Genomic DNA, 21,020 nt, shown 5'->3' with positions numbered 1-21,020 from the left:
AATACATGATTTATCAACAAATTAATGATTTTTTATTTTTTATGGTTCTAAAACATCATATAGCGAAATATACAGTATATTGTGTTTCTAAAAACACAAATGAACATGGGATAGGGAGTTGATCTGTTTTTATGAAAAAGACTTGGTTATACAGTCTGATTGCCGCTTTACTCTTCACTGTAACCTTTGGATTCTCCACAGCTAATGCCTCTTCAGTGAAGCAAGGACGACTCGTTGTAAATCTAGAAGCAGACACAAGTGTAGGGAAATATCAAATTGTAGATACAGATGGAAAAACTTACACATATGCCGACAGACAAAGTTATGAAGCAGCCGAACAAACGTTTAAAGCAAAGTGGGCTATTGCATCTAAGAACGTGATTGGGACACTCGCTTCCGATTATGCTACTGAGTCCTACCAACACGACTCCTTCAGAGGTTGGAGCTATGCAACACCCGTTGGCTATTCGACTAACTTTAACACCAGTATGTACAATGATGCTGTTTCTTCTATTAAAACTGCACGTAGAAGCTCTGGAACCCAAGTTTGCTACCATCAAAGTGGTGGTGAGCCTTGTAAAACATTTGGTCCAGGATTAGACATCTCCTATGTAGGAAATGGTTGGAATGATCAAATCTCATATGTAAATGTATATCGTTAATCCATAAAAAAAGCAGAGCCTATCAATCCGGTAGGCTCTGCTCTCCTTTTTCCCTTAATACCTGCATAATCGTTTTCGCTAATTGGTCCCCGAGTCCTGCTTTGCGGAAATCCTCTAGACTCGCGCTCCTCATCTCATCGACCGATCCAAAGTAACGGTAAAGTTGCTGTTTCCGCTTTTCTCCTACACCCGGAATCTCATCGAGAGCCGATTGAATCATCGATTTCCCTCTAGATTGGCGATGAAACGTGATCGCGAACCGGTGAACTTCTTCTTGGATTCGCTGGATCAGATAAAATTCTTGTGTTCCTCTGCGTAAATCAACTGCATAAACAGGATCACCATACAGCAATCCAGCTGTTTGATGCTTCTTATCCTTCACCATCCCAGCAATCGGGACATACAATCCTAATTCATTCTCCAGCACATCACTCGCAGCGGACATTTGTCCTTTTCCACCATCCACTAAAATCAAGTCAGGTAACGGTAGATTCTCTTTTAACACTCTCGTATATCGTCTGCGAATTACCTCACGCATCGTTCCATAATCGTCGGGACCATCGACAGTACGAACCTTATATTTGCGATACTCTCTCTTCTCCGCTTTCCCATCAATAAATACAACCATTGCTGAGACTGGATCTGCCCCTTGAATATTGGAATTATCAAATGCCTCGATATGCCTTGGTAATCCAATATTTAACGCTTCCCCTAGGTTACGAATCGATTCATCCGTCTTCGCCTGATTTCTCTCTAGTAATTGAAAGCGTTCTGATAAGGCAATTTTGGCGTTTTCCGTTGCCATCTGTACGAGATTTTTCTTGATTCCCCGCTGAGGAATACGAACCTTCACACTTGGAACCAATTGAGCCACTAGATCAACATCTACTCCAGCTGGCAAGTGAATCTCCTTCGGTAATACAGGCGACTCATGATAAAATTGCCCTACAAAGGTAAGAAAATCCTCCTCGGCTTCCCCATAGTATGGAAAAATCGATACTTCTCGCTCAATCAATTTCCCGCGACGTATAAAAAAGACCTGTACACACATACAACCTTTATCTACATAATATCCAAATACATCTCGATCAATATGGTCTTGAATCATCACATTTTGCCGTTCCATCGTCGCTTGGATATCCTGTATCAGATCCCGTAATTCCTTAGCACGCTCAAACTCCGTCGCTTCTGCCGCTTCTTCCATCTTTTGGCGGAGCTCCTTTTGTAACTCTGGATAGCCACCACCCAGAAAACGCGTGATCTTCTTCGTAATCTCCTCATAGCTCTCCGGCTCCACCTCATATTCACAAGGAGCTAGACACTGGTTCAGATGATAATAAAGGCATACTCGTTTAGGGAGACTGTGACATTTTCGCAGTGGAAATAAACGATCCAGCAGTTTCTTCGTCTGTTGAGCAGCACCTGCATGGGGATACGGACCGAAATATTTGGCTCCATCCTTACGCACCTTCCGGGTCACTTCCAGACGTGGATGTTTCTCTTTCGTTAGTCGAATATAAGGATAAGACTTATCATCCTTTAACATCACGTTATACCTAGGGCGATGCTTCTTAATCAGATTTAATTCCAAAATCAGCGCTTCCAACGGACTATTCACAACGATATATTCGAAATCAACGATATCCATGACGAGACGTTGTGTTTTCGCATCATGAGAACCCGTAAAATAGGAGCGCACACGACTCCTTAGACTCTTCGCCTTACCCACATAGATGATCTCTTGATCTGCATTTTTCATCAAATAACAGCCAGGTTGATCGGGTAGTAAGGCCAGCTTATCTTTTAACAACGACACAAACGCCCCTCCATACTGTAGTAAACCGTACATCTGTTCTATACAAAACATTTTAACATGTTTCCAAACAAAAAAATCAAAATAAAAGCGAAATACTCGTTTCAATCTATCTAAAATAAGGAAGGATAATCCTTGTAACACAATGGACAAACTTCTTAAAGTTATATTACAATACTACATGCAATTATTCTTTACAATTAAAGGAGGTGCTGTCTATTAGTGGAGTTCCCTAATAGACACATATGGATATCTTAAAAAAACACGGATTTAAACTTTTTGCTGGATCGTATCTAGGTTTTCTTACTTTCGGGGTCATTACCCTCATCGTCTCACTCATCTTCTTTGGGATTATGGGAACAAGTCTTTATCAAGCATTTGATCTGAACCAATTAGATCTATCGAATCCTAATCCTGATATAGCGACCCTTTATCAGCTGATCGAACCACTCGGCTATGCTTTCATTATCACACTTGTTTTTATGTTCCTCATTTATTTCATATCTACTGCCCTTTTCACTGCTGGGATGACCAGTGCAGTAAATGAAGCTGTATATCAAGATCAATCAAGCACAACTAGTTTTCTTACATATGGCTTTAAGAGATTTTGGAAAATGCTAAAACTGTTGCTTGCCTATTTTGTTGTGCTTTACATCCCTCTTATGTTAGTAGATTCACTGATATCTGTTATCTCAAGCCACTCTCCTGCACTCGGACTTCTATTATTAATCCCATACTATATCCTAACCATCCTACTTCATGTCTCAATGGTACATGGGATCATCCTTTATCTACAAAAAGATTTACGGGTGTGGACAGCAGTAAAGGCAGGATTTCAAACCCTTACCCGTGCATTTGGTCAAACCTTCCTCAGCGGTATATTATTGCTAGTCCTATCGATCGCAGTGATGATTGTGTTTGGAATCTTGGTCGTACTTAGCCTTTTCATAATGGGTACTGCTTCAGAACCAAATCCATTCTTCTTTTTACTGATGATTCTTGTAATCGGTGTGATAGCCATTATTGTAATTCCACCTATTTCTATAATCTATCAATTAATCATCACCAAACGTCTCAAAGAAATAATCGAGCCTCGCGTGTTTGGTAATCATTCAGAAACGCAGCAGCAAGCTTCAAATGTAGACTCCGATTTAAATTCAAACCAATCGGACAAAGAGTAACCGGCGAATAAGAGAACTTCTTTTGTTGTGAAGTTCTCTTATTTTTTATTGGTTATAAAAATAATTTCAATAATTAAATGTATCTAATATAGACGTATTTCTACAATGTGTATTAAGATATTTAATGTTATTCATTCTCATTTATCGAACCAACCGAATAACCCCTTCAATTGGGGATAATGTAACAAAATGATCCTTCTTTATAGGAAGCGCGTCCGTTTACAAACATAACCTCTCCTGAACAAACGTTTGGAAGAGGTTTGTTTGATAAGGATAAGCATATTTTGTTGCATTAGAGGAAAATTAGGATGATCAATAAATAAGTGAACTGGGTAAAGAGTGATAGTTACATATTTCATCATCATAGGAGGTCATCATGAAGAAAAAAGCATGGATTTGGATAGCAGTGGTAGCTGTTATTGGGCTATTAGTAGGGATTGCTATCTTACAACAAGGGAGTCAAAAACCCGATGTGCAAGTAACGACGTTGCAAGAACATACCATCCAAGAAAGTTTCATGACAACAGGCTCATTGACTCCATCTGACGAAGAAGCAATCTTCTTACGACCAGAACAAGGAGAGTTAAAGAAAGTTTGGGTAAAAGTCGGAGACAAAGTTAGTAGAGGGGATAAGTTGTTAGAATATAAAAATCCCGCTTTCACAACCGAGCGCGATCAAGCCGATCTGCAAGTGAAATCAGCAGAATTAAAATTGAAGCAACTTAATACTCAAAAAAGCACAGGCTCAGGTACCAAGACAAATATGCCACCTAGCGGAGAAAATCTCAATCAACAAATCGAGCTTGCCAAGCTGGAAGTAAGCCAAGCTAAAAAGCAATTAGATATCGTGAAAACCAAAATAGCCAACCTGGTTGTCAAAAGTAAGGAAAACGGCGTAGTGGCTCAAGTAAATGAGGATAACAGTAGCCCTGCAAATACAAAACCAATCGTCGTCATTGCCACTGTAGACAAGCTGAAAATCAAAGCAACGATTTCTGAATACGATGCTTTAAAAATAAAAGAAGGACAAGAAGCCACGGTTAAGAGTGATGCCATCCCAGACAAGACATGGAAGGCGACAGTCTCACAAGTAGGGCTCCTACCCGAAAACAATAATACAAGCGGCTTACCAAATGAGAAGGCTCAAGCGGCCAACTATCCAATCGAGCTAGCTCTGAATGATCAAGTCCCTATGAAACTCGGCTCACAGGTAGTCGTAAACATTATCTCTTCTTCTAAGAAAGCAATGAGCGTACCACAAACAGCCGTCCAAGAGGATAACTCACAAGCATTTGTATTTGTTGTGGAAAATGGGAAAGCGATTCGGAAACCTGTCAAGCTGGGAGCAAAAGACGACAAAATGGCTGAAGTCGTATCCGGAATCTCGGCAACCGATAAAGTCATCGTGAAACTACCTTCGAACATTACATCCGGGATGGATGTGAATAGTAAATGATCAAGCTGACTGAAGTTTGCAAGACGTACCATTCTGGAAAATTACATGTACCCGTCCTACAAAGCATTAACTTCCATGTAAACCAGGGTGAATACGTTGCGATTATGGGTCCTTCTGGTTCTGGAAAATCCACATTGATGAATATAATTGGCTGCTTAGATCGCCCTACTTCAGGAAGTTACCAAATAAACGGGAAAGAAGTTTCGCAAATGGAGGATTTGGAATTAGCGAGAGTACGGAATCGCATGATTGGATTTATCTTTCAACAATTTCAGCTTTTACCTCGACTAAGTGCACAAAAAAATGTAGAACTTCCTCTTGTTTATGCTGGAATTTCAAAAAGTAAAAGAAGTATCCAAGCAGTAGAAGCACTTCGAAAAGTGGGCCTTGCGGACAGAAAAAGCCACCGACCCAAAGAACTATCAGGTGGTCAACAGCAACGTGTCGCTATCGCGAGAGCCCTTGTAAATGATCCTCATGTCCTCTTAGCAGACGAACCAACTGGAGCGTTAGACACCAAATCCGGACAAGTCATCTTAGAATTATTTGATGAACTCCATCAAGAAGGGCGAACCGTTGTCATGATTACACACGACCCTGAAGTGGCAAAAAGAGCCCAGAGGCAGATCATCATTCGAGATGGAGAAATCATCGAAGATTCCATGCCCTCTCATGGAATAGGACGGAGGTCGCTATGAGTATATGGGAAAATCTAAAAATGGCGCTAGATTCCATTGTCTCTCATAAACTTCGTTCGATTCTAACGATGTTAGGGATTATTATTGGTGTTGCTTCCGTCACGATTATCGTAGCGATTGGTCAGGGAGGAACCCAGCAATTAACGGAATCATTTACAGGTACTCAAAACTCGATTAACTTGATGCCGAAATCAGATAATGAAGCTGGCGGATTTGCAATCCCCAATCCAAATGAGAAAGTTTTTACCGAGAAGGATATTGAAAGCCTCAAGTTGGTTCCAGGAGTAAAACAAGTACTAACAACAGGTTCCTCTATGTCTGATGTTCAGTACCAAAAAGAAAAAGCATCAGGAACCTTTGTGATCGGCTTTAGTAATCCGTCCTATCTAGAAATGTCCAATGTAACGATTGACAAAGGAAGATCATTTCAAGGAAGCGACTTTCAAAGTAGCAATGCAGGGGCCGTTATTACGGATGGAGTAGCAGAAAAGTTATTTCCGAACGAAGACCCCATTGGAAAGATTATTAAAGTAGCCTCAAAGCCGATTACCGTCATTGGCGTCACAAAGCCTTCCAAAGGAATTGGCTCTTTTATCAAAATGAATGAGGTGTTTCTCCCTTCCCGAACATGGAAAAGTGTGTTTGGGGTGATGCAAATCGATTCGGTAACACTACAAGTAGAAAATACCAACGATATGGAGAAGATTGGAAAGAAAGCCGTCCAAGTTTTAAATCAAAATCATAGTAAAAAAGATGGCTATGAAGTCCAAAACCTGCAACAAATTTCAAAAGGAATTGAAGAAGTCGGCAATATCATGACTCTCGTCATCGGTAGTATCAGTGGAATCTCTCTCTTAGTTGGGGGGATTGGTGTGATGAACATCATGTTAGTATCTGTGACCGAACGAACAAGGGAAATCGGAATTCGTAAGGCATTGGGTGCTTCACGAGGAAACATCTTAATCCAATTCCTAATTGAATCGATTACACTATCGTCAATAGGTGGAATCATAGGTCTTGCGATTGCTGGACTCGTCACTACCATTCTACAAGCCTTAGATCTCTGGCCTGCCCAGATCTCATTGCCAGTAGCTCTTGGTAGCATCCTATTCTCGATGTTATTCGGGGTCGTATTCGGACTTCTTCCAGCTAACAAAGCGGCGAAATTAAATCCAATTGATTGTTTGCGTCATGAGTAAAGGTAAACAAGCTAATAATCAACAACAATCAGACCCGTTCAACTGGTAACATAAAAAACGAGCCTCCCCGAAGGAAGCTCGTTTTTTATGTTATAACGATAATTCTTGTCGTTTATATAGTTGATGTAGTAACGATTGAGTTGCCATTTGATCCATCCGCTTTTGAACCAGTAATTCACGAATTAAGTAATAGGCCGTTTCCACATCTTCTTCTGGCAATAGGTCTACCAATGCGTGGATTTGGTCTCTCATAGTATTCACGTCTCCTTAATACTATCTTAGCGCATGATCCCAAATTTGTGCAATTGGTAGAAGCGACAAATTATCGATTTAGATTTTGAAGAATATGGCGAGCTACATGTACACCAGCGGCCGATGCTTGAGCTAAGCCACGGGTAATCCCAGCTCCATCTCCAATGGTATATAGCCCTTTAATTGTTTCCGTTTCAAAGTGATCATTTATTTTTGGACGAGCACTGTAGAATTTCGCTTCCACACCATAGAAAAGGGTATGCTCATCTGCAATGCCTGGTGTTACTTTATCTAGAGCCTTAATCATCTCGATTAAGGAAAGCATTGTGTTGTAAGGAAGAACAAGCCCTAGATCGCCTGGTACAGCTTCTTTTAACGTTGGCTCTAAAAATCCTTCTTGGATCCGCTTCGGTGTAGAACGTCTACCTTTATAGATATCGCCTACTTTTTGTACGATCACCGACCCGTTCGAAAGGTCATTAGCACGGCGGCTAACCTCTTTCGCAAACTCAATGGGTTTGTCGAATGGATCTGTAAACGTATGAGATACCAGCAAAGCGAAGTTGGTATTTTTACTACCCAGCTTAGGATCCTTATAGGAGTGACCATTTACAGTCATCACACCTGAATGGTTTTCTACAACGACATGCCCACTTGGATTGGAGCAGAAGGTACGAACGCGAGTCCCGACTGAAGTATTGTAAACAAATTTTGCCTCATACAAATACTTGTTAATTTCCTGCATAATTACATCGGAAGTCTCTACACGGACACCAATATCTACTTGGTTATTCATCATCTCCACGCCATTGCGTTTCAAAATATTACTCAGCCATTCGGAGCCGTCTCTACCCGGACCGATAATGACACGATCCGCTGTATATTCATCTCCATTTTTCACACGAACTCCACGGATCACTTTGTCCTCAATGATCAAATCGTCCACATATGTTTTAAATAAGAAATCCATTTTACTTTCCATCGTCTGGAATATATTCTGGAGGATTTTTAAGTTTTCTTCGGTTCCCAGATGGCGAACGCGCGCTTTTAATAATTTAAGTCCTGCTCCAGCTGCTTTTCGCTCGATTCGACGAACATCATCTGTCGTTGGGTCCGTAATGACAGTCGTACCACCATGTTCAAGGTTAATAGAGTCTACATATTCGATTAGTTCCATCACTTTAGAAGGAGGCAAATAATCCTGCATCCAGCCACCAAACTCTGTCGTTAAATTAAATTTCCCATCACTATAGGCGCCAGCACCACCCCATCCAGCCGTAATCGAGCAAGCTGGTAAGCATCCTGCATACTCTTTCTTCTTAGTTGCAGGTGGACACTTTGTAATTTTATTTTCTAAGATTGGGCAACGTCGTTGACGAATACTATGCCCTTTATCAATAAGGAGTATTTTTAAGTTAGGGTTACTTTTTGATAATTCATAAGAAGCGAATATTCCGCTCGGTCCAGCTCCGACGACAATCACATCATAATGCATACGGATCTGCCCCTTTCATTAATTTCTATTATGTTCGTTTTTCATGCAGACTTAAAAGATCAGCCCGATGTATCGTAACATAGATTTTATATAAAAGCGAACTATTTTTATTTAGATATTATATTCATTCGTGTTTCGATCTGTTTATTGAATAATCAAACATTTACTTCTAAATAAAAGGCTCCCATCGGGAGCTTTTATCATTTACTTCACCATATCCAAAATAGCTTCTTTTGGTTGTACACCAGATACCTTTTTCACTTGCTCGCCATCTTTAAAAACGATCAAGGTAGGAATCCCCATCACACCATATTTGGTAGCAAGATCTGGATTGTCATCCACATTTACTTTTACTACCTTTACATCTGATCCTACTTCTGTGTCTACTTCTTCTAAAATCGGCGCAAGCATGCGGCAAGGTCCGCACCACGGAGCCCAAAAGTCTACTAAAACAGTACCTGTTCCTTTTGACTCAACTTTTTCACCAAAGTTTTGTGTATTTAATTCAGCGATTGCCATCGTTGAAATCTCCTTTCGAAGTCAGCAAAATCGTCTAAAGAATAGCCTTTTAGAAAGCTATCTCCACTATGTAGTATACCACTCTCTCGAAAAAGTTCCAACTGTTTCGTCAGGCGAAATAAATAAAATGAATACAATCATTTATAAAAACATCTCATTCTATGTCATAGATCCTTACAACAATTATACAAGTATGATCTCGAGAGAGTTTGCAACCTGTTTTACGCTTGTCCTGATACAGGTAAGACAACTTAAACAGAAATAATCTTATCCTTCTTCATTGTATCTTTATTTCGAGGCAAATAGCTTAGCATCAGCACTGTACCTACAACACAGGCTGCCCCAAGATATTCAAATCCTCCTATCTGATGATGCAACCAAAATACCGCGACAATCATGGAACATAATGGATCCGACATCCCTAATAACCCAGTATGTGTAGGAGAAAGATATCGCAAACTATCTAAGTATAAAACAAAAGCACAGACCGTCCCAAATACAATTACAAACAATAAAAAGAAAATCGACTTCACAGTAAATTGTTGATCTCCTAAATTCCATGGTTGCTGGAATGGAGTTATACATATGCCTGCTATCAGCATTCCCCACCCTACTGTAAGAATGGAACCCCATTTTTCAATCAATCTCTGCGGATAAATCACATTGAAAGCCGCTGCAACAGCAGAGACAAGCCCCCATATCAATGTAGATTTACTCGTTTGAATACCTGATAAATTCCCATTTGTGACTAATAGAAACATCCCTACCATCGCTAAGCTTAATGCCATCCATTCATTCATAAATGGAAGCCGTTTCATCCGATAAGCAACATACAACACGATAAATATCGGTCCTAAATACTGAAGCAAAGTAGCTGTAGCCGCATTCCCTTCACTAATCGCAACATAAAATGCATACTGCACACCAATCATGCCACATACGGCGAAGATAACAATCCGTATAATGTTTGATCGATCTCGAAATATAGAAAATATAGATTGTTCTTTATGAGTCAATTTATACAGCAAAAGTAGTAGCCCACCTGAAAGAAACAGTCGAATATTTACAACCCAACCAGGTTGGAAGTGATACTTCTCAAATAGCATCTGCACGACTGCTCCAGACACTCCCCACAATGCTCCTCCAGATAAAACCATTAGTATCCCAATCCATGTTTGCGAACTCGCTTTTTTCATCGATCCCATCGCCTTCTATTTATGAATAAAAATATACTAACATAGTATACTTTTAATTAAAACAATATAATTACATCCCTTGGCACAAATGAAAAATACCTCTTTTCCGTGATTATGAATATTACATATGTATGCATATTTATAAAATCTGCATATTTTTAATCTCTGTATATTTAAACTCTATGTAGAGAATGAGTATTTAAATAAACAGTCCGATTTATTGTATTAATGTAAGGATGATTGTACATAAAAAGTTTTTATGTTAACTTTTCTAACATGCATTGACATGTATAATAACACGGCATAAAATGAGTTTCATTGGATCGCCTAACGCCGTCTGCTGAAAGGGGGACCGTTATCATGAATGATGAGATGCGGCGAAAAATACCTTTTTTTTCAATTGGACTCGTAACAAGGTTGACTGATCTAACGCCACGTCAAATTCGTTACTATGAGCAACAGGGTTTAATCCATCCTGAGTGTACAAATGGAAACCAGCTCCTATTTTCCTTCAACGATATAGAACTCTTATTAGAAATTAAATCGTTAAGCGAAAAATCAATTAACTTTGCAGGTGTCAAGGAAAAGCTCGAGCTGAAATCATGAAGGTGAAGCAAGAATTGTCCGAACGAGAGCCACATCAGCTACTCTAATGCGATCTTGCATCTAAGCTAGGTCGTTACTTTTCAAGTCTACGGTTAATTCTCGCGTTTTTCGCAACTAATGTAACTACTTTAAAGGGGAATGATGAATATGACACGATTTACGAAAGAGGATATTTTAAAACAAGTGGTTGAACTAAATGTTCAATATATCCGTCTTCAATTTACCGATTTACTTGGAACTATTAAAAATGTAGAGATTCCACGTAGCCAGTTGGAAAAAGCTCTTGATAATAAAATGATGTTTGATGGATCTTCGATTGAGGGATTTGTTCGCATCGAAGAGTCCGATATGTATCTGTATCCAGATCTTGATACATGGGTCGTGTATCCATGGATTGCAGCAGGCGATTCAAAGGTGGGGGCTCTTACTTGTGATATCTACAACCCAGATGGCACCCCGTTTGCAGGAGATCCTCGCGGGATTCTTAAAAAAGTGATGGCAGAGGCGAGAGAGCTTGGCTTTACTTCCTTTAACGTGGGACCAGAGCCAGAATTCTTCCTCTTTAAAACGGATGAAAAAGGGAAGCCAACTCTTGATCTAAATGACCAAGGTGGTTACTTTGACCTAGCGCCACTTGATCTCGGAGAAAACTGCCGTCGTGATATCGTGCTTACTTTAGAGCAAATGGGCTTTGAGATCGAAGCTTCCCATCACGAAGTGGCTCCTGGACAGCATGAAATCGACTTTAAATATGCGGATGCAATCCAAGCAGCAGACCAAATCCAAACATTTAAATTGGTTGTAAAAAATATAGCTCGTAATCATGGCTTGCATGCAACCTTTATGCCGAAACCACTATTTGGTGTCAATGGTTCTGGTATGCATTGTCATCAATCCCTATTCCGTGGAAATGAAAATGCTTTCTATGATGAGAGTGATGAGCTAGGCTTATCTGAAACAGCACTTCACTATCTAGCAGGAATCTTAAAGCATGCTCGTGCTTTTACAGCTGTAACCAACCCGCTAATCAATTCGTATAAGCGTTTGGTGCCTGGTTATGAAGCGCCTTGTTATGTAGCTTGGTCGCCGAAAAACCGTAGTCCGCTAGTTCGTGTACCTGCTTCTCGTGGTCTCAGTACCCGGATTGAGGTACGTTCTCCAGACCCAGCGGCAAACCCTTACCTAGCACTCGCTGCGATGCTAGCTGCTGGATTGGATGGGATTAAGAACAAGCTAGCTGCACCTCCACAAACAGATCGCAACATCTATGTGATGGATGAGCAAGAACGTAGAGATGCGGGGATTGATAGCTTACCAGCAAACCTATTCGAAGCAATTCAAGAGCTTCAAAACGATTCGGTTATCGCAAATGCACTCGGTAAACATGCACTTAGCCACTTTGTGGAAGCAAAGAAAATTGAATGGGACTTATTCCGCACCACCGTTCATGAATGGGAACGTGAGCAATACATGTCTCTCTATTAGGACCCACAGTACCTAAAGAAGAAAAATACACGATCAGAGAGAAACGAAACCCTTCTGAAAAACACAATCAGAAGGGTTTCGTTGCGGTTTTTTTAAGTTCATTTCCTTATTATAACAATTTTAAAAAACGTTATTGACACGAAATTCTACTTGTGTTATATTAATTTCACAAAATTAAATTTTACAAAATACAAATGAAATGTGAATGGGATACGATTCAAAACTTATACACTCCCTCTCCTATCCGTTTGTATGTAAATTTCAACGAAGAGATCAATAACGCCGAGAGATGATCGCGAGCGTGTGGTAAAGGATAGGTGATCTGTCATGAAAATGCAATCTACACAATTAGAAAACTCCCTACTGAATAGTCTTTCGAAAAAAGAGTCCAGTTTTACTTTAGGACACTCAAGTAATCCTTCTCCAATCGTTGTTCCCGGACAGACGATTGGAATGCTAGGCGGTGGTCAGTTAGGTCGCATGATGATCCTAGAGGGACGTAGATTAGGATATCGCTTCGTTGTATTAGATCCTGCTAGCGATTCCCCAGCAGGACAAGTAGCAGACGAACAGATTGTTGGAGCGTATGATTCCCCTATGGCAATAGAACAACTTATGGAAAAGTCCGATCTGGTTGTATATGAATTTGAAAATATAGATCCTGATACGGTTCGAATGATTGAATCCATAAAGCCCTTACCACAAGGAAGTGACCTGCTTTGTTGGACGGGACATCGAGGTCAAGAGCGGAAAGTATTACAAGATGCACAAATCCCAATTGCTTCCTATCAGGTTGTGACATCGAAGGCAAAGTTGGTTGAGGCGATTGAGCAAATAAAACTTCCGTGTGTCTTGAAAGTACTGACAGGGGGATACGATGGAAAGGGTCAATGGGTAATTAGTACCCTAGACGATCCGTTTCCTCCCGCAGAAATAATCGAAAAGGGAATATTAGTTGAAAAATTTGTTCCTTATGTAAAAGAGATTTCAGTCATTGTGGCTCGAGGTATTTCAGGCGAGATGGAGGTTTACCCACCCGTTATGAACATCCATCGGAATCAAATTTTACACATGACGATTTCTCCAGCTCCTATTAAAGAAGGAATTCGCGAGAGAGCGGAACAAATTGCATATCGATTGGCTAACCAACTTCAATTTGTTGGAGTGCTTGCTATTGAGATGTTTGTCCTGGCGGATGGGACTATTTTGGTAAATGAATTATCGCCTAGTCCACACAATTCAGGGCATATTACGATGGATACCACGAACCCTTGTCAGTTTGAACAGTTCATGCGTGCGGTAACTGGACTTCCGCTTCGTAAATCGGTTCGAAAAAACACTGGAATTATGGTAAATCTATTAGGAGAGCATCAAGAGGCTTTCTTTGAGCAATTTGCGAAGTTACCATCTTGTGCAAAAGTCCACTTGTATGGGAAAAGTGTTGCCCGAGTTGGTAGAAAGATGGGACACATTAATTTTGTTGGGGATTCGTTATCAGATTTGCTAGAGCTGATTAACGAGATGTCTATTTGGGAGCCACTAAGCGGGCAAGAATGGGAAGCTTTTGTGGCTATTGCTAACATCAAGTAGAAGGTAGGAATGCGTGGGCACTTTGCATACGCTTCTAGAAGCCTTTTCGCAATCGTAGTAAGGATAAATCACCGAGATGGATCAACCGCTGGTGGTAGCGGTTGATCCCTATATTCAGGATATACGGTTTTTACACGTTTGCGTAAAACGACTGACAGTCAGCCAACATCACGAACCCCCTGTTATTTGTCTGCGAGCCTCCCTTATATAAGCAATGATTATTACCAATTTAGTTTAAAATTGGATTCTTACAAATACGTAAGGAACTTGAAAGGTAAATCGCTAGGAACAAAGGTAAAATCGGAGTAAAGTAAAGCTAACAACAACAAGGGGTGAAAAACATGAACGTGATCAAAACAGTTGCAGAAGTGATATTCAATGTTCTGATTGGTAATGAGAGAGGAGAGGCGGCATCTAAAAAGTGAACATAGTCAACAACCAAACATGAGAGACATTCTAGATAAAAAATAGAATGTCTCTCTTTGCTTACACGTGAACTAATCCCAAAACCCAGCAGACCCGTCGTGTTTAGTTTTTGATTTCAGATAAACTACCCTTACCAACGGTATAGTAATAATTTTCAATGGGACTGTGACCTGTCGCTCCAGAAAAAAGTCGTATTTGAATATCGGTAATGTGGTCGCCATTGAAATCTTTAAATTTCACGCTTGGCTCATACCCACCGTTGCCCACTTCCACCTTTACTTTTTTGTGACTTTTCCCGTCTACAACACGAAGATACAATTTTTCATTCCAACCGTCCTGCATAAACTCTTTTTGCCCAATGAGTGTAATCACATCTTTTACTTTATCTCCTGTAACATCTCTTTTAAATTCAGCGATGGTATACTGCATGTGTTTTCCAGAACCCACAGAAAGAATCTCTTTGTTAACGACCTTTTTTTCAGCTACTGGTGCCGCAGAAGCGTGAGGAGTAACATTAAAACCAGCTATCGCAAGCATCCCAGAGACCATTAAAACTCCACTTTTCAACCATACGTTTTTACACTTGTTTTTCATGATTTCCCTCTATTCTATATTTTTATATTACTTAATTAATAGTATACAGATTGTCCCATTAAAAGAAAACAAAATATTCATATCAAATAACGACATGAAAAAACGCTATTCCATCATATTGAAGACTGAGGAAATAACGTTTCTGGCTTTTTTGAATATCTAGGGAAAGATAATATCTAGTTGTCCAAATATGCTTGCAGAGGAAAGTTCATCTTTGATATCTACGTTATATCGACCCGTTTTCATATTAGTAAAAGTAGATTCCCCACTACTTAAGTTATGAAAAGTGGTACAAGCTTTTGTTTTCTCATTGCACAACCGAACCCACAGCTTCGAATAGTCAGTAAATTTTTTGATTCCAGAGCCAGTTTTGCTATAAAGAGGCTTTACAAGTTCGATCTGAATACTACTTCCATTATTCTCATTGCCAATAAAGCCATCCCACTTTCCATCTTCTGTTTGGAAAGAATAGCGTGGGACACTTGCGCTTGCGGAGCCTACTCCCACTGCAAAAGCAGTCACAGCAGAGATTGCACACACACTTAAAATGGAAACCGTTTTATTCATTTATTTCGCCCTCTTTTCGGAAAAGCAGAATAAAAAAACTTTTATCAAGTTTAAAATATCACTTGTACTACTGTTTGTCTAGCAAGATTGAAGAATATTAAAGTAAAAATAACAGTTTAAACTATAGAAGCAAAGGACTGTAGACTCCATCACAGTCTACAGTCAAGAAATTCACTTTAAAATCGGAGATCTGATATAGAATTAAGATCAATTCCATATTGTTTATATATTTTTATCGTGTTCTCCCCTGTTAATTGAGACTCTACATATCCGAGTAAATGAGCAACTTCGACGACTTGTTCTTTTGAGTCTGATTCTATCTCCAGATAAGGCGGAATCATCGGCCATTCATCAATTTCCAAGCGAACTCCGTTCAAAATAAAGCTTGTCCGACGATTTTCTTGATAGGACTTAGCGGTATATCCTAATTTCTCCAAAATCCGATTCGTAATCTCGAAATCATCTACTATCGTCTCAAGCTCATGGGTTCCATCAATTCCGTCATGAACGATTTCTTTAATGGTTAAAGTGGACTCCTTCCCGTTGTCCCTAAGACGCACCCACTTAGATAAGTCACCCGGGATAATGTCGTACACATAGCGTCTCATAAAAAATTCACCTAGCTTTTCGCCGCCTAATTCTAGGATCTGTTCGGAGAGATCTTGTGGATTGATTTCAATTACCTTTGCTTCAAATTCGATGGACATTACGACTTCCTCTTCTGGAATCTTCTGAAATTATATCGTTGGATTCTCTTTTTGAAAACAAAAAAGACTGTAGACCCAATTACAGTCTACAGTCCAAGCAAAAATGCCTATTTCCCTACTAGTACCTTCTTCAATTCTTCTGTCAACATCGGCACCACGACAAACAAGTCGCCTACGATTCCGTAGTCTGCTACTTGGAAGATCGGTGCTTCTGGATCTTTATTAATCGCGACGATCGTCTTAGATGCAGACATACCAGCCAAATGCTGAATCGCTCCGGAGATTCCAGCGGCGATATAGAGGTCTGGTGTTACCACTTTACCCGTTTGACCGATTTGGAGAGCGTAGTCGCAGTAGCCAGAATCACAAGCACCACGAGAAGCTCCAACTGCACCGCCTAGTAAGTCAGCTAATTCTTTTAATGGAGCAAAGCCATCTTCGCTCTTCACACCACGTCCACCTGATACGACAACTCTTGCTTCGGAGAGGTCCACACCATCCGTTGCTTTCTTCACAACTTGCTTTATGATGGTTCGTAATAAGGTTGGATCGAAGTCTACAGATACTTCTGTCACAGTTGCTGTGCGAGCAGTATCTGCATCGAGTGCCACGATATTATTAGGACGAAGGGTAGCAAATACGGTTTCGTCCTCTTTAAATGCCTTTTTCACAAATGCTTTTCCGGCGTAAATCGGGCGAGTGAAGGCCAATTCGCCATCTATTTCTTCTAAAGCGGTTACATCGGAAACGAGACCGAAACCAAGACGTGCCGCAATTCGCGGACTTACGTCTTTTCCGACTGCTGTATGTCCTGTGAAAATTGCTTGTGGTTCTACTGTTTCGATAATTTTCTTTACTGCTTGGAAATATGCATCCGTTGTATATTGATCCAATTTCGAATCTGTTACCACTACTACTTCATCTGCACCATGATGTGCAAGTGCATCGACGTGATCTTTGGCAAAGCTGCCCAAGACTGCTGCTACTACTGTGCCACCTTGGCTTGCAAGTCGTGCTGCTGCTAAGCTCTCAAAAGCCACGTTACGAAGTTTTCCTTCACGAACATCTGCTAGTACGAGTATTTTTTTGCTCATGTTGATCCCCCCAGGTCTTTAGATCACTTTCGCTTCGCTCTTTAAAAGTTGAACGAGCTCTGTTACTTGATCAGCAAGTTCTCCTTGTAGGATTTTCCCTGCATCTTTCTTAGGAGGTAAGTAGATTTCTAATACCTTTGTTTTGGCTTCCATCTCTTCTTCCTCGATATCAAGATCATCTATTTCTACTTCTTCTAATGGTTTTTTCTTCGCTTTCATAATCCCTTGTAGAGATGGATAGCGTGGCTCATTTAAGCCTTGTTGAGCGGTTACAAGAAGTGGGAGTTTCGATTCAATGACTTCCATGTCTCCTTCAACATCTTTCTCAACCACTACATTTTCACCATCTACCGTTAACTTCGTAATCGTGGAGATATGAGGTATATTTAAAAGTTCCGCTAAACGTGGACCTACTTGTGCAGAACCATCATCTACTGCCATCGCACCCGCAAGAATGATATCAAACTTAAGCTCTTGCTCTTCAATCGTTGCTTTGATGATTTTAGCGATACTATGCTCATCTAAGTCACCATCAAAATCTTCCGTATTAATCCATACACCTTTATCTGCACCCATGGCAAGCGCTTTACGCATCGAAGCTTCTACGCGCTCTGGACCAACAGTTAAAATCGTTACTTCCCCGCCATGTTCTTCCTTTAACTTAATGCCTTCTTCCACGGCATATTCATCATAAGGGTTAATCACGAATACTGCGCCATCTTCTACGACCACACCATTTTCAATCGTGATCCGCTCTTCGGTGTCAAACGTTTGCTTCAAACAAACTAGGATATTCATGAAGAGATCCTCCTGTGCTTTTGATAGATAACGCTTACATCTCGCGCGTCTGGTGACCAATCCCGTGTACAAACAACTCTAAGATTGGCTCCACTTGGGAGAGCAAACTATATTTGCGATCGTTCATGATCCAAGATGTCACAGTCTCATCAATGGTGCCAAAGATTAGCTTGCGAGTCATACGAACATCCAGATTCGAACGATACAAACCTTTTTTTATCCCATCTTCGACGATCCGGTCGATCATATCCAAATATCTCTTTAGAATCTGTCCAATTCCTTGGCGAACTTCTGGATTTGATTGACGCAATTCGATTTGGGTTACAATCGCAAGTTCACGATCACTCTCCAAATACTCAAAGTGAAGGCGAATCAGTTGATGTAACTGTTCAACTGGTGAATCGAAGTGCTGAATAGCTTCCTCCGCCTCGCTGATAAATGAACCCATTTTCTCGCTAAATAGAGAGATCAGCACATCGTCTTTGTTTTCAAAATAGAGGTAGATTGTACCATCTGCGACTTTTGCCTCACGAGCAATCTTCGAAACCTGCGCATTATGATAGCCAAATTCTGCGATAACTCGCACTGCAGCATCGATGATCGCTTCGTATTTTTCACCAGTCCGTTTCGCCATGGGATCGAAATTCCTTTCTGCAATAGACAATAATGAATGATTATTCATTCAATATCATTGTATGGATAAATAAAACGTTTGTCAACGCACACGGAAATGAAAAAACCTAACATCATATCCATTCCGGATGCTAGGTCACACATTCATCTAATTGGCCTCTTTTATCTCTTCTTCGTATTTCTTCTTCTCTTGCTCTTGAAGGACACGACGGAGAACCTTGCCAACAAATGTCTTGGGTAACTCATCACGGAATTCATATAAGCGTGGGATTTTATACTTTGCTAGTTTTTCACGGCAGTACTGATCTAATTCCTTTTCGGTCAATTTGATTCCTGGCTTTAACACGATAAATGCTTTCACCGTTTCGCCACGATATGGATGAGGAACCCCTACGACTGCTGCCTCTTGAATACCTGGGTGTTCAAATAGAACCTCTTCCACTTCACGTGGGTAAATATTATATCCCCCTGCTATAATCATGTCTTTCTTTCGATCCATCACGAAGAAATAGCCTTCTTCATCCATACGAACAATATCACCTGTACTGAGCCAGCCATCTGATGTTAAAACTTTCGCTGTTTCGTCCTCACGATTCCAATATCCTTTCATTACCTGAGGACCTCGAACCTGAAGCTCTCCAACCTCACCCACTGGCAGTTCTTCACCCGTTTCCGAATCGACTACTCTCGCTTCCGTATCAGGCCATGGAATCCCAATAGTCGATGATCGAACACGATCCCATACTAAATTCGAGTGCGTTACAGGAGATGTTTCTGTCATCCCGTAACCTTCAATCAGCCTACCCCCTGTTAGCTTTTCAAATTTTTCTTGTACCTCTACGGGAAGCGCCGCCGATCCACTTACACAAGCATCAATTGAAGAAAGATCATACTTTTGAATGTTAGGATGATTAATGATAGCCACATACATCGTAGGCGCACCAGGGAACAAAGTAGGACGCTCTTTTACAATCGTCTTCATGATCATGTCGCAGTCAAATCGGGGAATCAGAATCATGGTCGCCGCTTGATACATGGCATAGTTCATGACCACCGTCATCCCGTACACATGAAAAAACGGAAGAACACCTAAGATTTTTTCCGTTCCACGTTTCACCTTGTATAACCAATAGGATGCCTGAATGCTATTTACAATGAGATTTCGATGGGTCAGCATAGCCGCTTTTGAAAGACCCGTCGTTCCGCCTGTATATTGAAGCAAGGCTACATCATGGATCGGATCAATCTCTGGTGGAACCACTGGAGTTGGAAGCGCTTTCGTGATTAAACGCTTAAAAGCATGTGTATCATGATCGTACTCATGAGTCAGTTTAATGCCGTCTTTCCACAGTGTGAGTGGATAAAGCACATTTTTTGGAAAAGGTAGATAATCCTTGATACTGGTAACAATCACACGTTTTAACTGAGTCTTTGATTTTACATTTTGGACTTTTGGTAACACTAAGTCGAGACATATGATGGTTTCGGAACCTGAATCAGTTAGTTGATGCTCTAATTCCCGTTCCATGTACAGCGGATTTGTCTGGACAACGACCGCTCCGATAAACAGCGCTCCATAATACGCGATTACGGCTTGTGGACAGTTTGGTAACATGATCGCAACACGTTCTTGGGGCTTAACGCCAAGCTCTTTTAACGAGTTAGCAAAACGATACGATTCTTCTAATAATTGTTCATAAGTAAGTTTCTTACCCATAAACTGAACCGCATCTCGCTTAGGAAAATCCCTTGCGGCATCGATCAAGAATTGGGTTAGTAGTACATTTGGATAGTCAATGGTTGATGGTACGGTCGATGGATACTGTTTGAGCCATACTTTTTCTGCATACGACATAGGGACCCTCCTGTCATGAATGAGTATTCACGTCATCCATCCGATTTCCTTATTCTTATTTTAGCTAATTTTTATATGCTTTTGAATCACTTTATTAAAAAAAGAAGTTTTTTTGATCGTTTCGTGTGCTCCCCTTCCCAATTTTCATGGGGTCTTCTACAATAGGGAAAGTTAGGAAAAGCTAAACATAGCTA

Annotated in this window: 20 protein-coding genes; 8 read left to right on the top strand and 12 right to left on the bottom strand. The window is 40.5% G+C overall.

From position 1 onward, the window contains the following. Positions 1 to 131: 131 nt before the first annotated feature. Positions 132 to 662, top strand: coding sequence for a hypothetical protein (locus J2Z48_RS06385; protein ID WP_307251916.1), 531 nt, complete (start codon positions 132 to 134; stop codon positions 660 to 662). 22 nt (positions 663 to 684) lie between these two features. Here J2Z48_RS06385 and uvrC read toward each other — a convergent pair whose 3' ends face one another. Beyond that, a complete protein-coding gene (gene uvrC, locus J2Z48_RS06380) occupies positions 685 to 2,511 on the bottom strand; it encodes an excinuclease ABC subunit UvrC (RefSeq protein WP_442342007.1) in 1,827 nt (608 codons plus the stop codon). Positions 2,512 to 2,720: 209 nt separating this feature from the next. Between uvrC and J2Z48_RS06375 the strand changes: the two genes are divergently transcribed. From J2Z48_RS06375 to J2Z48_RS06360, 4 genes are all read left to right on the top strand, one after another. Continuing rightward, entirely contained in the window at positions 2,721 to 3,656 is a 936-nt protein-coding gene (locus J2Z48_RS06375) for a hypothetical protein (RefSeq protein WP_307251912.1), read from the top strand. Between the two features lie 376 nt (positions 3,657 to 4,032). Continuing rightward, a complete protein-coding gene (locus J2Z48_RS06370) occupies positions 4,033 to 5,112 on the top strand; it encodes an efflux RND transporter periplasmic adaptor subunit (RefSeq protein ID WP_307251911.1) in 1,080 nt (359 codons plus the stop codon). Next, a complete protein-coding gene (locus J2Z48_RS06365; RefSeq protein WP_307251909.1) occupies positions 5,109 to 5,810 on the top strand; it encodes an ABC transporter ATP-binding protein in 702 nt (233 codons plus the stop codon). Before J2Z48_RS06370 ends, J2Z48_RS06365 begins: the two co-directional genes overlap by 4 nt. Further along, entirely contained in the window at positions 5,807 to 7,009 is a 1,203-nt protein-coding gene (locus tag J2Z48_RS06360; protein ID WP_307251907.1) for an ABC transporter permease, read from the top strand. The genes J2Z48_RS06365 and J2Z48_RS06360 overlap by 4 nt, the downstream gene beginning before the upstream one ends. 90 nt (positions 7,010 to 7,099) lie before the next feature. Here J2Z48_RS06360 and J2Z48_RS06355 read toward each other — a convergent pair whose 3' ends face one another. From J2Z48_RS06355 to J2Z48_RS06340, 4 genes are all read right to left on the bottom strand, one after another. Next, a complete protein-coding gene (locus J2Z48_RS06355) occupies positions 7,100 to 7,261 on the bottom strand; it encodes a hypothetical protein (protein WP_165873732.1) in 162 nt (53 codons plus the stop codon). Positions 7,262 to 7,331: 70 nt separating this feature from the next. Then, a complete protein-coding gene (locus tag J2Z48_RS06350; protein WP_307251905.1) occupies positions 7,332 to 8,756 on the bottom strand; it encodes an NAD(P)/FAD-dependent oxidoreductase in 1,425 nt (474 codons plus the stop codon). 204 nt (positions 8,757 to 8,960) lie between these two features. Continuing rightward, on the bottom strand, positions 8,961 to 9,275 hold the full coding sequence (gene trxA, locus J2Z48_RS06345) for a thioredoxin (RefSeq protein WP_307251903.1): 315 nt from the start codon (positions 9,273 to 9,275) through the stop codon (positions 8,961 to 8,963). A gap of 251 nt (positions 9,276 to 9,526) precedes the next feature. Continuing rightward, positions 9,527 to 10,471 (bottom strand): DMT family transporter, encoded by a 945-nt coding sequence (locus tag J2Z48_RS06340; protein ID WP_307251899.1) that lies wholly within the window; start codon positions 10,469 to 10,471, stop codon positions 9,527 to 9,529. Between the two features lie 360 nt (positions 10,472 to 10,831). Here J2Z48_RS06340 and J2Z48_RS06335 point away from each other — a divergent pair, with 360 nt between their 5' ends. The 3 genes from J2Z48_RS06335 (at position 10,832) to purK (ending at position 14,152) form a co-directional block, all read left to right on the top strand. Then, positions 10,832 to 11,077 (top strand): MerR family transcriptional regulator, encoded by a 246-nt coding sequence (locus J2Z48_RS06335; protein ID WP_307251896.1) that lies wholly within the window; start codon positions 10,832 to 10,834, stop codon positions 11,075 to 11,077. A 147-nt stretch (positions 11,078 to 11,224) separates the two neighbouring features. Further along, the gene (glnA, locus tag J2Z48_RS06330) at positions 11,225 to 12,562 is read left to right on the top strand and encodes a type I glutamate--ammonia ligase (protein ID WP_370872891.1); all 1,338 of its coding nucleotides are present in this window, start codon (positions 11,225 to 11,227) and stop codon (positions 12,560 to 12,562) included. Between the two features lie 327 nt (positions 12,563 to 12,889). After that, a complete protein-coding gene (gene purK, locus J2Z48_RS06325; protein WP_307251895.1) occupies positions 12,890 to 14,152 on the top strand; it encodes a 5-(carboxyamino)imidazole ribonucleotide synthase in 1,263 nt (420 codons plus the stop codon). 528 nt (positions 14,153 to 14,680) lie between these two features. Here purK and J2Z48_RS06320 read toward each other — a convergent pair. The 7 genes from J2Z48_RS06320 to J2Z48_RS06290 all read right to left on the bottom strand — a co-directional run bounded on the left by J2Z48_RS06320 (position 14,681) and on the right by J2Z48_RS06290 (position 20,826). Next, entirely contained in the window at positions 14,681 to 15,172 is a 492-nt protein-coding gene (locus J2Z48_RS06320; RefSeq protein ID WP_307251892.1) for a hypothetical protein, read from the bottom strand. A gap of 159 nt (positions 15,173 to 15,331) precedes the next feature. Beyond that, the gene (locus tag J2Z48_RS06315) at positions 15,332 to 15,739 is read right to left on the bottom strand and encodes a hypothetical protein (protein WP_307251889.1); all 408 of its coding nucleotides are present in this window, start codon (positions 15,737 to 15,739) and stop codon (positions 15,332 to 15,334) included. A gap of 176 nt (positions 15,740 to 15,915) precedes the next feature. Beyond that, positions 15,916 to 16,446, bottom strand: a complete 531-nt coding sequence (locus tag J2Z48_RS06310; RefSeq protein WP_307251886.1) for a class IV adenylate cyclase — start codon at positions 16,444 to 16,446, stop codon at positions 15,916 to 15,918. Positions 16,447 to 16,553: 107 nt separating this feature from the next. Beyond that, positions 16,554 to 17,540 carry an electron transfer flavoprotein subunit alpha/FixB family protein gene (locus J2Z48_RS06305; RefSeq protein ID WP_307251884.1) on the bottom strand — a complete coding sequence of 329 codons (987 nt, stop codon included), beginning with the start codon at positions 17,538 to 17,540 and terminating at the stop codon, positions 16,554 to 16,556. Between the two features lie 18 nt (positions 17,541 to 17,558). Continuing rightward, a complete protein-coding gene (locus tag J2Z48_RS06300) occupies positions 17,559 to 18,338 on the bottom strand; it encodes an electron transfer flavoprotein subunit beta/FixA family protein (protein WP_307251882.1) in 780 nt (259 codons plus the stop codon). A 34-nt stretch (positions 18,339 to 18,372) separates the two neighbouring features. Then, entirely contained in the window at positions 18,373 to 18,972 is a 600-nt protein-coding gene (gene fadR, locus J2Z48_RS06295; protein ID WP_307251880.1) for a fatty acid metabolism transcriptional regulator FadR, read from the bottom strand. 147 nt (positions 18,973 to 19,119) lie between these two features. Then, positions 19,120 to 20,826: a long-chain-fatty-acid--CoA ligase gene (locus J2Z48_RS06290; RefSeq protein WP_307251878.1), complete on the bottom strand. Its 1,707-nt coding sequence runs from the start codon at positions 20,824 to 20,826 to the stop codon at positions 19,120 to 19,122. Positions 20,827 to 21,020: the final 194 nt, after the last annotated feature.

It is taken from the genome of Croceifilum oryzae, from assembly GCF_030814315.1.
Classification (GTDB): Bacteria; Bacillota; Bacilli; order Thermoactinomycetales; family Thermoactinomycetaceae; genus Baia; species Baia oryzae.
Note: the sequence above shows the minus strand (reverse complement) of the source record. Positions and strands in the feature narration are given on the sequence as shown.

Bases quoted from the DNA above. Each gene is read 5' to 3' on its own strand.
- J2Z48_RS06360 (WP_307251907.1), top strand. From the start codon at position 5,807: ATGAGTATATGGGAAAATCTAAAAATGGCGCTAGATTCCATTGTCTCT.
- J2Z48_RS06350 (WP_307251905.1), bottom strand. From the start codon at position 8,756: ATGCATTATGATGTGATTGTCGTCGGAGCTGGACCGAGCGGAATATTC.
- J2Z48_RS06315 (WP_307251889.1), bottom strand. From the start codon at position 15,739: ATGAATAAAACGGTTTCCATTTTAAGTGTGTGTGCAATCTCTGCTGTG.
- J2Z48_RS06305 (WP_307251884.1), bottom strand. From the start codon at position 17,540: ATGAGCAAAAAAATACTCGTACTAGCAGATGTTCGTGAAGGAAAACTT.
- J2Z48_RS06340 (WP_307251899.1), bottom strand. From the start codon at position 10,471: ATGAAAAAAGCGAGTTCGCAAACATGGATTGGGATACTAATGGTTTTA.
- fadR (WP_307251880.1), bottom strand. From the start codon at position 18,972: ATGGCGAAACGGACTGGTGAAAAATACGAAGCGATCATCGATGCTGCA.
- J2Z48_RS06320 (WP_307251892.1), bottom strand. From the start codon at position 15,172: ATGAAAAACAAGTGTAAAAACGTATGGTTGAAAAGTGGAGTTTTAATG.
- J2Z48_RS06335 (WP_307251896.1), top strand. From the start codon at position 10,832: ATGAATGATGAGATGCGGCGAAAAATACCTTTTTTTTCAATTGGACTC.
- glnA (WP_370872891.1), top strand. From the start codon at position 11,225: ATGACACGATTTACGAAAGAGGATATTTTAAAACAAGTGGTTGAACTA.
- trxA (WP_307251903.1), bottom strand. From the start codon at position 9,275: ATGGCAATCGCTGAATTAAATACACAAAACTTTGGTGAAAAAGTTGAG.
- J2Z48_RS06365 (WP_307251909.1), top strand. From the start codon at position 5,109: ATGATCAAGCTGACTGAAGTTTGCAAGACGTACCATTCTGGAAAATTA.
- J2Z48_RS06290 (WP_307251878.1), bottom strand. From the start codon at position 20,826: ATGTCGTATGCAGAAAAAGTATGGCTCAAACAGTATCCATCGACCGTA.
- uvrC (WP_442342007.1), bottom strand. From the start codon at position 2,511: ATGTACGGTTTACTACAGTATGGAGGGGCGTTTGTGTCGTTGTTAAAA.
- J2Z48_RS06355 (WP_165873732.1), bottom strand. From the start codon at position 7,261: ATGAGAGACCAAATCCACGCATTGGTAGACCTATTGCCAGAAGAAGAT.
- purK (WP_307251895.1), top strand. From the start codon at position 12,890: ATGAAAATGCAATCTACACAATTAGAAAACTCCCTACTGAATAGTCTT.
- J2Z48_RS06370 (WP_307251911.1), top strand. From the start codon at position 4,033: ATGAAGAAAAAAGCATGGATTTGGATAGCAGTGGTAGCTGTTATTGGG.
- J2Z48_RS06375 (WP_307251912.1), top strand. From the start codon at position 2,721: ATGGATATCTTAAAAAAACACGGATTTAAACTTTTTGCTGGATCGTAT.
- J2Z48_RS06300 (WP_307251882.1), bottom strand. From the start codon at position 18,338: ATGAATATCCTAGTTTGTTTGAAGCAAACGTTTGACACCGAAGAGCGG.
- J2Z48_RS06385 (WP_307251916.1), top strand. From the start codon at position 132: ATGAAAAAGACTTGGTTATACAGTCTGATTGCCGCTTTACTCTTCACT.
- J2Z48_RS06310 (WP_307251886.1), bottom strand. From the start codon at position 16,446: ATGTCCATCGAATTTGAAGCAAAGGTAATTGAAATCAATCCACAAGAT.